Source organism: Aquisalimonas asiatica (genome assembly GCF_900110585.1).
Taxonomy (GTDB): Bacteria; Pseudomonadota; Gammaproteobacteria; order Nitrococcales; family Aquisalimonadaceae; genus Aquisalimonas; species Aquisalimonas asiatica.
In genome coordinates this window covers 122,036-133,539 of record NZ_FOEG01000003.1, presented here as the reverse complement: position 1 = coordinate 133,539, position 11,504 = coordinate 122,036, and the positions used below count along the sequence as shown (strand labels likewise).

10 protein-coding genes are annotated in these 11,504 nt (G+C 54.7%); all 10 read left to right on the top strand.

Annotation, left to right across the window (positions count from 1 at the left end; translation table 11 throughout):
- The first annotated feature begins 26 nt into the window (after positions 1-26).
- The 10 genes from BMZ02_RS08530 (at position 27) to BMZ02_RS19290 (ending at position 11,491) form a co-directional block, all read left to right on the top strand.
- Positions 27-806 (top strand): SapC family protein, encoded by a 780-nt coding sequence (locus BMZ02_RS08530; protein ID WP_091642242.1) that lies wholly within the window; start codon positions 27-29, stop codon positions 804-806.
- Between the two features lie 247 nt (positions 807-1,053).
- Positions 1,054-1,389, top strand: a complete 336-nt coding sequence (locus tag BMZ02_RS18985; RefSeq protein ID WP_171909865.1) for a winged helix-turn-helix transcriptional regulator — start codon at positions 1,054-1,056, stop codon at positions 1,387-1,389.
- 116 nt (positions 1,390-1,505) lie between these two features.
- Entirely contained in the window at positions 1,506-2,390 is an 885-nt protein-coding gene (locus BMZ02_RS08520; protein ID WP_091642236.1) for a Wzz/FepE/Etk N-terminal domain-containing protein, read from the top strand.
- 141 nt (positions 2,391-2,531) lie between these two features.
- A complete protein-coding gene (locus BMZ02_RS08515; RefSeq protein ID WP_091642233.1) occupies positions 2,532-3,875 on the top strand; it encodes a lipopolysaccharide biosynthesis protein in 1,344 nt (447 codons plus the stop codon).
- Positions 3,875-5,143 carry a UDP-N-acetylglucosamine 1-carboxyvinyltransferase gene (locus tag BMZ02_RS08510; RefSeq protein ID WP_091642230.1) on the top strand — a complete coding sequence of 423 codons (1,269 nt, stop codon included), beginning with the start codon at positions 3,875-3,877 and terminating at the stop codon, positions 5,141-5,143. The genes BMZ02_RS08515 and BMZ02_RS08510 overlap by 1 nt, the downstream gene beginning before the upstream one ends.
- The gene (murB, locus tag BMZ02_RS08505; protein WP_245753989.1) at positions 5,140-6,096 is read left to right on the top strand and encodes a UDP-N-acetylmuramate dehydrogenase; all 957 of its coding nucleotides are present in this window, start codon (positions 5,140-5,142) and stop codon (positions 6,094-6,096) included. Before BMZ02_RS08510 ends, murB begins: the two co-directional genes overlap by 4 nt.
- 304 nt (positions 6,097-6,400) lie before the next feature.
- Positions 6,401-7,171, top strand: a complete 771-nt coding sequence (locus tag BMZ02_RS08500) for a sulfotransferase family 2 domain-containing protein (protein WP_091642226.1) — start codon at positions 6,401-6,403, stop codon at positions 7,169-7,171.
- A 207-nt stretch (positions 7,172-7,378) separates the two neighbouring features.
- Positions 7,379-8,362 carry a glycosyltransferase family 2 protein gene (locus tag BMZ02_RS08495; RefSeq protein ID WP_091642223.1) on the top strand — a complete coding sequence of 328 codons (984 nt, stop codon included), beginning with the start codon at positions 7,379-7,381 and terminating at the stop codon, positions 8,360-8,362.
- Between the two features lie 241 nt (positions 8,363-8,603).
- Complete coding sequence (locus BMZ02_RS18800) at positions 8,604-9,950, top strand: hypothetical protein (protein ID WP_139209176.1); 1,347 nt, start codon at positions 8,604-8,606, stop codon at positions 9,948-9,950.
- A gap of 332 nt (positions 9,951-10,282) precedes the next feature.
- A complete protein-coding gene (locus BMZ02_RS19290; protein ID WP_091642221.1) occupies positions 10,283-11,491 on the top strand; it encodes a glycosyltransferase in 1,209 nt (402 codons plus the stop codon).
- The last annotated feature ends 13 nt before the right edge of the window (positions 11,492-11,504 follow it).

Below are 11,504 nucleotides of genomic sequence, written 5' to 3'. Positions count from 1 at the left end.
TCACCACAGATCATCGAGAGGCTGCCATGCTGCTTTACAACCGTATCGCCCCCCTGAACAAGGACAAGCACCGGGACCTGCGGCTCAAGTCCGCCGACGGTGAGGCCAACTTTGCCGCTGAGACCCACTACGTGCCCCTGGCCGCCACCGAGTTCTTCCAGGCCTGCCGCGACTACCCGGTGATCTTCGCCGGCGGCGCCGATGGCGGCCCCGTGGCCCTGCTGGGGCTGCGCGAGAGCGAGAACCTGTTCATCGCCGATAACGGCGCCTGGGCGGCCAACACCTACGTGCCGGCCTTCGTGCGGCGCTATCCCTTCGTGCTCGCCAAGGGCGACGAGCGCGACAGCTTCACCGTGTGCTTCGACGAGAGCTACCCCGCGTTCAACACCGACGACGGCGAAGCGCTGTTCGACGAGAACGGGGAGTACACCCCGTTTCTCAACCGCATCATCGACTTCCTGCAGCGCTACCGCGCCGAGATGCTGCAGACCGCCACCTTCGTCGAGCGCCTGAACGAACTGGAGCTGCTCATCGAGCGGGACCTGGAAGTCACCACCCCCGCCGGCGCCCGGTTTGCCCTGCGCGGCTTCCGCGTGGTGGATGAAGACCGCCTGCGCAAGCTGGCAGACGGCAAAGTGGGCGAACTGCTGCGTGAGGGCTACATGGGCTGGATCTACGCCCACCTGGCCTCGCTCAACAACCTCGGCCGCCTCCCGGCCCGGCTCCCCCGGAGCGCCGACCTGGACGACACCCGCCCGGACGGCGAGGGCGCCGACACAGAAACCGAACCGGACGTGGCGGACTAACCGCCACTCCCCACGGCGGGCGCCAGAACAACCCGTAGGGTGGACGTTCACGTCCACCATCCATCTCCCCGTCGCCAAAAATCGACATGTTGACGCCCCGCACCTTCCGCGCAACTATCCTGGCGCGTTCCGCGAGGAACCGCGACCGTTTCACACCTCCGCATCACGCGGCTTGCAATTGGCGGAGGCGTGGGCTTCAATTCCCGGCGTCAGGCGATGTTCAATCGCTGAACATGGAAGGAGCACTGTGCCACCGGAGGAACTCCGCTACGCGCTGCTCAAGGCTCTGCAGACGAGCCCCGAGACCAACCAGCGTGCATTGTCCGAGACCATTGGTGTGAGCGTCGGCCGCATCAACCAGGCCCTGCGCGCGCTGATCCAGCGCGGGCTGGTCGACGTCTCGGAAGCGGGAGAAGGCCGGCGGCAACGCTACGACATCAGCCCACTCGGGCAGGCCGAGCAGTTGGAACTGGCCGCGGTGTTCATTCAACGCAAGGAGGCGCAGCGTGATCAGCTTGGGCGTGAGATCGTCCAGTTACAGGCTGATCTTGCAGACTATAAGAAGGGGATACGCCCGCGCTGACATCACAGACGCAGGCCGACACCTAATCAAACGATCGGTACGCCAGCGCTTGGGGAGCACCACCTCAGGCGGTAGCGTGTCCGCAGACTTGCTCAACAACGACGGCGCCTCCTTAAATGTCCGATCAATACCCCTCGACCCCCTCCCGTGACCGCGACGCCGATTTCGGTCCTTCCCGTCATCACGACGATGAAATCAGCCTCTACGATCTCTGGGATGTCCTCGTGCGGCGGTTCCCGGTCATGCTCGGTGTCGGAGCCGTCGTCGCCCTGGCCGGCCTTGCCTACGCGCTGACCCAGCCCGTGACCTACGATTACCGCACCGGCATCGACTTGCCGCGCGTCTACCACCAGGAAGACGGGATGCGCCTGGTCGTCTCCGCCGATGCGGCCATCGCGCGCCTTGAAGACGTCATCATTCCGGCGCAACGGGGGGAGTTGTTCGGCGACGAAGAGGGCGGCCCGCGTGTCCGGGTCGTCGAGCGAGGCGGGGAACATAGCATCATGCTGGAGTCATCCAGCACCCGCGAGCGGCGCGATCGGGTGGAGCGCATCCATGAGGCCGTTGCCGAGGATCTATCTGGCCAGTTTGAAGGGCGGTACGAGCAATGGGTGACCTCCATGGTTCGTCCCCACGAGAACCGCGTTGCCATGCTGGAAGAACAGCTTTCGATGCTGGAGGAGCAGCTCAGCAACCTCTCCGGGCGGCTTGACGGTGCCGATGGCGTCAGCAGCCTGGTGATTGCTCAGCAGATGGGCGATCTTCGCCGTGAGATGGGCGAGCTGCGGCGGGATCGCGTCGAAGCCAGCTCGGTTATGGAGATTATCCAGAACACAAGCCATGGCACTGAACTCGCATTCCTGAGCAGCGAATCCGAGACCCCGACCGGTGCAGGCCGCAGCCTGATTGTGGCCCTCTCCGTCGTCCTCGGCGGGATGCTCGGCCTGTTCGCAGGCTTCTTCTGGGAGTTCGTCAGCAACGCCCGAGCCCGCCAAGCGTAAACCGAACATGCATCATGGTCTCGCTGGTCCGCAAACACCCGTAGGGTAGACCTTCAGGTCTACCAAACCACACAAAATCACAAATAGACCCACATGACCTTATTCGGCAAGATCCTCGCCCCGAAGCCGGTCCTTACTTGAATGCGGTTTTCTCAGATGCCGGCGTCTAAAGCTGAAATGGCCAAAGCCCCGATCCGGCGGCTGCTCGATAAAGCCTTTGGAGGTGCTTCCGGTCGAGTTTTTCGCGGTATGGCGACGCTCGCCCTTGGCACCGGCCTAGGGCGTCTCATTGGTATCGCCTCAATTCCTGTCCTCACGCGGCTTTACGGCCCCGAGGACTTCGGCGTTCTGGCGGTATTCACCGCCATCGTAACGATTCTGGCGCCGATCGTGACCCTTCGCTACGTACTCGCCATGCCGCTGCCGCGCCATGATGGAGTGGCAATGAACCTGCTGGCCCTCTCATTGCTGCTGATGGCATGTTTCACTGGGTTGATTGCCGTTGCCCTATGGAGCGCTGCCCCGGTGTTGCTAGCGCTACTATCGGCGGAGGTTTTGGCATCTTGGTGGTGGCTTATCGTTTTAGGGGTCGTGGCAGCGGCAACTTACGAGTTGCTGACATACTGGGCGATGCGCGAACGTAAGTATAAGGTGATTGCGACTACGCAGGTGTGGCAAAGCGCCGCGGGCGAGACTGTCAAGATTGGTCTTGGCTTGTTTGCGCTCAAACCAGTTGGTTTGCTGATCGGGCAAGTCGTGGCCCAAGGAGGGGGCGTTACGGTCCTGTGGCGCAGCCTCGCCAAGTCGCTGCGAGACAATTGGAAACACGTCCGGCCCTCCGTTATGCGGAAGTCTGCATGGCGACACCGAGGGTTCGTCTTTTACCGAGTGCCTTCGCAGGTCCTCTTGGTATTCTCAAGCCAAGCGCCGGTCATTTTTGTCGCCGCCCTCTTTGACGCGGATACAACCGGGCAGCTCGCTCTCGCTATTATGACAGTCACGCTTCCCGTGACGTTGCTCGGTCGCACTACAGCTAAGGCGTTCTATGCAGAAGCGTCGAGACTCGGAGCGAGGCGACCGTTGGAAGTTCGTGAAATGCTTCTTGATACGCTAAAACGCCTCGCCGCCCTCGCTGTTGCACCAGCGTTACTCCTAATGATTTTCGGTGCGGAGCTATTTCCGCTAGTCTTTGGCGATGACTGGGTTCTGGCAGGCGTGTTCGCCTCAAGCTTGGCAATATTCATGTTATTCCAGTTTCTGCAGGCCCCGGTAGCCCGCGTGTTCTACATATTCGATGGTCAGCGACCACTACTCTACTTGAACCTTCAGCGAACGATTTTGATTGCCGTGACCTTCGGCGCCGTGTATCTACTGCAGTGGTCAGCTGTTGCTGCAATCTGGTGCTATTCTCTGCTGCTGGCGATCCACTATGCCTTAAGTATTGTGTACGCAGTCCGTTTCATACCTCACGAGGCAAATAGTTGATGGAACTTCGCATTTCAGGGCCCCAACGTCTGAATGGCTCAGTAACGGTCTCCGGAGCCAAGAACAGCGCCACGCGTGTGCTTGCGGCGGCGTTAGTGACGAATGGCCGCGTCACTTTGCGAAATTTTCCCCTTGCACTCGAAGATGCAAAAGCGAAGATGAGTTTTCTGTCCGGGCTTGGTGTGGAGTTCGAGCAACGACAGGACCGTTCAGAACTCATGGTGACGGTGCCTGACTTGTCGCTCGAGGATATTCAGAGTTTCGACCTTCCGATTCGCACTACCTATCTGCTGGCGGCCGGTATGCTCGCTCGGTGTGGTTATGCCCGGATCCCGTACCCTGGCGGCTGCAAGATCGGTAGCCGAGGCTATGACCTCCACATGATGGTTTGGAGGGAGCTTGGTTGTGAGGTCGAGGAGAAACCGGATTACATCGAGATTCGGGGCAGGCTCGTCGGAGGGCAAGTCGATTTCCCGATGTCCACCGTGGGTGGGACGGAGAATGCACTGATCTGTGCTGCCGTGGCGCGCGGCGAGACGTTGATCCGGAACGCGTATGTCACTCCGGAAGTGCGCGACCTCGTGGCGTTCCTTAGAGAGATGGGTGCCCGTGTGAAGTTGGAGGGCACCAGTCTGATTCGCGTGGAAGGCGACGGTGCCCTACTTGGCGATGCCAGCTTCTCCATCATGCCAGATCGAATCGAAGCCCTCACCTGGATCATACTCGGCGCTGTTACAGAAGGCACCGTGTTCGTCAACAACGTCCCGTTCGATACCATGGAAGTATCCCTGCTACACCTCCGGGATGCGGGTGTGGACCTGTTCGCCAACTCCGACACGGTGATGGTCTCGCCGGACTGCATCGGGGAGCATGGCGTCCAGCCGTTCGAGTTGGCAACGGGGACTCATCCTGGGGTAATTTCGGACATGCAATCCTTCTTCGCTTTCCTGGGGCTCTTCGCCAACGGCCGATCCGTGGTGTTCGACTACCGATATCCAGAACGTATCGCCTACGCACATGAGCTCGCCAAGTTTGCCCCGGGGGCAATCGAGGCCGAACCCGGTCGTATAACAGTACATGGCCCTCGACGCTTGTCTGCGGCCCAAGTAGCCTCCACGGATCTGCGCGGGAGCATGGCGCAAATCATGGCGGCCATTTGCGCTGAAGGTGAGAGCCGTGTGCACGGAGTCGAACTAGCCCTGCGTGGATACAACGAGTTGCCAAAAAAGCTTGCCGCCCTGGGAGCTGAGGTTGTATGGAGGGCGTGACCAAGACTGACATCGCTGCGCTAAGGCAGCTTTGCCCTGGCGGGGTCCTGACCAACGTCGATCTCGCGTCGATTAGTCAGTGGAAGATTGGTGGAATTGCAGATGTTGTCCTGCGACCTTCTTCAACTGAACAAGTGGCCGACCTGCGTCGCTGGCTGCACGATAGGCGCAAGGGGCACGTGGTGGTTGGATTGACAAGTAATCTGCTATTCGCAGATGGGGGGCTTCGAGTCCCCTGTCTTCAGATCGGGCCTCGCATGGGCGCGGTCGCAATCAACGGGAATGATGTCAGGGCGCAGGCTGGAGCATGGGTGCCTAGTTTTGCTAGAAAGTTGATGAAAGCTGGATTGACCGGTGGTGAGCACATCTGCGGCATCCCTGGTACCTTAGGCGGTCTTGTATGCATGAACGGCGGAAGTCAGCGCAATGGCATCAGCACAAATGTGGTGGCGGTAGAGAGTGTCAATCAGGTCGGGGAGTGTTCTTCCCGGTCGGTAATCGATTGTGGATTTGGTTATAGGCAGTCGGTTTTTCAGAAGAATAACGAAATAATAACTTCAATCAGTCTTCGTTTTTCTCACGCCGATCGCGCTTTGATCCGCGAAAACATGCGCGGAATACTCGCGAATAGGCGACGGAAGTTCCCTCGACGGGATCCAAGTTGCGGCTCCGTTTTCAAGAGTGATCCGGCCATGTATGAAGAGGTTGGACCGCCAGGGCAGGTCATTGAACGACTCGGATTGAAAGGTATGCGCATCGGCGATGCTGAAATATCGCCGGACCACGCGAATTTCATTGTTAACCGCGGGAAAGCTTGTGCACGAGATGTGCTTCAGCTAGTGGCGCTGATCAGCACCGAAGTAATGAGTGCAACAGGACACCGTTTGGTCGCTGAGGCGCATCACGTCGATGAGTCTGGTAATATTAAACCGCTCAATAGCGTAGAAACATGAACGATCAAAATTTCGGAGTGTTTGCAAATTCTGAAAAGCACCATGATTTACTATAAAGATTCCATATAAAAGCGCAAATCGAGAGGTTACTAGCCTAGAATATTCTGTGGTTTATCGAGATGACCTTGCCCGGCTAAATTGGACACGTTCATGCGGCCCCTGTCCCGCCAACCGGAATATCAGTACACCGAGGGATGACCTGACTGTTCTGAATCTTAGGTATAAGCTGAAAACTTTTTATCCTTTTAACTATAATGCTGCAGTCGCCTGAAATATCACAACTTCAAAATCGGCAAGAAGAGTTATGTCTATCGCACCTTCAATAAGGAAGAGTCTCGTGCTCGTGAAAGATCGTTGGCTTCGACGGCTACCGCCTTATGGAGACCTGGATCCGAAGTTTCCAGCAACCTGGGTTGATGGGCGCACATGCGCGTCCAAATATTGGGGGTTCTGCTACGTACGCATTCCAAAATGCGCGAACTCAACAGTATTAAGGACTTTGATCGAGCATGACGAGCGAATGCTCAAACCTCTTGGTGAGTATGATTCTCTGAAAGCAAAATCAGAAGCTTATTCTCGCCTTTCGAGTCTTAGCCTGAGGCGTGCCGTTCTTTTGCGTAGAATAAACTACTTCTCAGTAGTGCGGGATCCTATGTCGCGGCTAGTCTCTGCGTATAGGGAGAAGATACTGGAAGGAAAAGCACAAAAATACAGAGTAGCCTCATTCTATGGGATTCAGGCTGACGAAAATATATGTTTTGAAAGGTTTCTAGCCTATTTGGAAGCCGGAGGTCTGTATGAGGATCCTCACTGGTTGCCCCAGTCCGAATTCTTGACCGGGGTTATGAAAGAAAACTTGATGCTGGGAAAAGTCGAGAGTTTAGAGGATGACCTCCGCTACATAGTTCATGTGTTGTTCGGTGAGTCACCTTGGCGAGGGGTAAAGAGCTGGATCCCTCATAAGGGAAACGAAAAAAAGTTCTCCGTTGGCGATCTAAGCGTCAATCAAAAAAGTCGAGTTCGTGCAATGTACGAGAGAGATTATGAACTTCTAGAGAGTGCTTATTTTGTATAGACATGGAGGAATGTAATCTGGGTTGTTCCGACTCAGAAGCCGCAGATGCATCTGCAAGGAATTTATGCCTAGCATGCCGGGAAAATTGGGCGGGGAAATGGAATTCATTGCTGGGGAGTATAGCAGCCGAAGGCTCGAATTTGGTAAATCCGTAGCGAAAATTAGTACATGCCTTAGTGTGAAAAGCATTTAAAAGACGACGTATATATGCCAAAAGTTTCCGTATTCTCAGTTTTTCATAACAGAGAAGATTGTATTGACCGCTGTGTTGACAGCTTGTTGAGCCAAACGAGCCGTGACATGGAAGTAGTCCTGATTGACGATGGCTCCGATGATGAAACTGGTCAACGTTTGGAAGAATATCAAGGAGAAAGCGTCCGGGTTATAACGCATGCTAACAAGGGGTTTGTGCGAGCGCTGACGGATGCGATCGTAAGATCTGATTCTGAGTATATCGCGATCCATGGATCAGGAGATATTGCAAAAAAGACGAAAATTAAGAAGCAGAGTGAGTTCCTTGATCATAATCCCTCTGTAGGCTTGGTCGGTTGTCGAAGATTGGTAAAGTTCTACGGTAATAAAAGGAATAACTATGCAATTGGTCAAGAGTTCAAAAAGAAATTTGAGAGAGGTATTATTTCTATAAACCCTTTCTCTCATGGTGAAGTAATGTATCGGCGCTCTGTTTACGAAAAGGCTGGTGGTTATCGTGAATTTTTTCGATACGCCCAAGACAGAGATTTATGGTGCCGCATGAGCCATATTGCCGAATTTGCCGTTTTGGGTGATATATTATACGAGCGCGTCACCGGGCGGCCCGGAAGCGTTAGTGGCGACATAGAAAAGCTTATGCAACAAAGGTTCTTGTCGGAGTTCGCGGTGTATTGTCATTGCCAGAGGCTTGAAGGAAAACCTGACCCTCTGGATAGTATTGGAGCTCAATCTGCATTGATGCGGCCCCGTTCAAAGCGGTTAGCACAAGATCTCGCACGACTGAGTGTAAGGCGTTGGATTGAGGGAGATCCTCACGGGGCGGCGCAATTGGTCGCAGCGGGTTTATCGGAAAGAGTATGTCTGCACACATTATTTGCTAGCTTTTCGTTAACCCGCTTTTCGTCTATTTTAATGCCGCCTCTTTCTGCATATCTTTCTACAAGGAGAAGGTATAGGGAAGAGGGTGGCTCCGATTAGTCTTGTTGTAAGGCGCTTTCTTGGGGCAGGTGAGTTACCTGAATAATTGATGATCAAAGGGGTCTCAGCGCCTCCCTTGTGTGCAAGTTGGCCGTAATAGTGGCACACGAGGGTGCCTCTAGTGCACTTAGAAGAAGAACCTTAGGCGCAAGAAGATCGAATACTAGGACCGGCGTCTAGCTGGGTAGTCTTTGCACTTTACGCGAAGTAAATACCTAAATAATGGTAAAGGTTGCGAGCGATGAGCGCTCTTAGGTTGTGCAGTACTGTATCTTTCTCTTTGGCATTAACGTTTATCTTTAGTATGGGGGTTGTTCTTACGTCTTGGGCGGCGGTTGGGTTTTTTTGGTATCTGTGCTATCTAGTCGCTATTTTTACTATATCGATTTATTTTTTCGCCGGCGGCGAAGGAAGTAGAAAAGGGGCGGCTTTATGTTTTCTGGTGTTTCTATATGTGTTGTGGTTGGTTGCCCCCTTCAGAACATTCGATGAGGTGCTGCGAGGGGATTTGATTTTTGTTGCAGTGGCTGCGTATTGTTTCCTGCCGGTTTTTTGGAAGTTGGATGTCGGGGAGAGGGTTAGGCGCCTTGTTGGAATCGTCGGTTTGGCAGTCGTGCCAATCTGGGTAGGTTTGGTTGCAGGGCTGGATGTGCCGTGGATAGAGGTTGTTCAGGATTTTAGGGAAGATGATGCACAATATTACCGACTTTATCCAGGTACTGTAGTTCTCTCGTCACAAGTTTTTCATCTCGCGGGGGCAGATGTTTTCAGAGCGTCCGGTCTTTTTAGAGAGCCGGGCCATTTCGCAATAATATGTTCGCTACTTCTTGCGGTTAATTCATATAGAATAAGAGACAAATATGATTTTGGTTTGTTGTTGGGTGGGGTGTTGTCTTTTTCGGTGTCTTTTTTTTTCCTTCTACTGTTTTTTTTCTTGTGTACCGTAGTTGAGAGAGTGTTGCATGGTAAGGGGGGTGGTGGCCATCGGAAGGGGATGGTTTTTTTCGCTATGTTAACTTCTCTGGTGGTTTTGTTATTTCTCGCGTCTATTGCGTCGAGTGAGCGGGTGGAGGACTCAGGTCTCGCGGATAGGGTTCTTTATGGGCACTTACAGCATCAAAGCATTACGGGAATCTTAGATGCGAGGGTGAGGGGTGACGTTGAATACGTAATGGATGGTATGAGCGATTGGGATCGTATGGTGGGAGTGGGGTCTCATGCGTTAGAGCGATTTGATGTTCGTATGACAGATTTGAGGGGAAAACTAGTAAAACACGGTTATATTGGGATTGGGATGTGCTTGGTGCTGTATGGGTATTTAATCTGGTTGGTTCGGCCTTTGTCTGTCCAGATGTTCTTGTTCGGAGTGCTGGTAATCGTGCTTTTACATAGGGCGTGGATGGTTGATCAGGCGTGGTTTCTTTTCTTGTTTATTTTCTTTGCAGTTCTTGGGAGTGAACGGCGTCGTAGAGGTGGAGAACAAGGGCGAGTGTCGGGAGGGGGATATAATCCTGATTGCCCTCATAGGTTCTTAGGGAGGCGTAGCCCGAGGAGGTCAGGCGAGGCCATGCAGAATGGGAACATTTAGAGTCTTGAGTCCAAGCTGTCTCGGTCCCAGACCCCAAGGCCGCTGCATTTTGCGTGGGCTGTCAGTGGCGGAGCGCTGTTAGGAGGCTGCGGAACGTGGTTGACAACGGAAAACGTTAATTGACCGCAACGTGCGGGCAATGACCTTGACTTACCCCGCAGGGTCATTTTGGCCGTTCGCAAGCCGTATAGAACACCGGCTGTTATTGCTAGGGAGTGCCTTGAAGATACCAGAAGCCGGGAAGGTTCCTCTTGCTGACGAAACCGGAGCATACGCACATCAGTGGGCTTGGGGTGGGGAGGCTCAGAGGCGACTAGGTAGGAATTCAAGCTATGCCCAAAGTGCTTTTTGTACACGATCACGTATTTTTACTAGGGACGGAAGGGAATGTTTACTCATCCGGCTGCTTTCCACGCTCTGTTTGGTCTCGCTACCTGGCAGCATTTCCCTCGCTTACGGTACTTGGCCGCGTTGGAACTGATGCGCTCACCCCCGACGACCAAGAGCGATTCCCCTTATCCTCAGCCGAGGGCGTTACATTTGTGTTTTCGGAAAGCGCGTCAAAGTTTACGTCACTGCTTTATCTCAACAACGCTGCGAGGGTGACGGTAAGGGAACAGGTGGCACGCCATGATGCGGTCATCGCGAGACTCTCCAGCGAGCTTGGGCTGTTGGCAGTCAGGGAAGCCATTCTTCAAGGGAAGCCTTGGGCGGTGGAGCTTGTTGACTGCCCTTGGGACTCGTACTGGAACTACGGCGGGGTGAAGGCGAAGGTCTACGCGCCTTTGATGGCGGCGCGCGTGCGGCGCGTAATGAAGCGAAGCACACATGCTCTATATGTTACGAAAGAGTTCCTCCAGCGACGTTACCCCTGTGGCCCCGGCGCTACGGCGGTATCGTGTTCGAATGTCGAGATCCCACAGCTCGATACTAGGGTTCTCAGGGCCCGCGAAGGAGATGCCGGCGGGGCGCGTGAAAGGCTTGTCCTGGGGCAGATCGCCAGTCTGAAAGGCCGCTTTAAGGGGATCCAGACGGTTATGGAGGCGCTTAGCACCTTGCGGATGGAGTTTCCCACTGTGGAGTACCACATCTTGGGAGGTGGCGAGAGAGAGCCGTGGGTGGAAGAAGCGCGGCGTTGGGGCGTGGAAGACTTATGCTATTTCGACGGAGTTCTCCCGTCCGGGGATGCAGTGTACCAATGGCTTGATTCAGTCGATGTGTATGTCCATCCCAGCTTCAAGGAGGGGTTACCCCGCGCATTGATTGAAGCCATGAGCAGAGGGTGCCCGGCTGTTGCTTCGAATGTGGCGGGCACCCCGGAGCTATTGCCGGAAAGCTCGATGGTTCGTCCGGGGGACGCAGACGGCCTAGCTCAGAAAATTCGGAATTTGGCCTGTGACCGACAGCGTCGGGTTGCCGAAGGCCGCCGTAATTTTTTTACTGCTGGCGAGTATACGAGTGACAAACTCTCGCGGAAGAGAACGAAGTTTTGGGAAGATTTTCGGAGTGTGGTGGTGTCTAGTGTGGCCCAAGGAGGGTAGCTAGATGACTAAG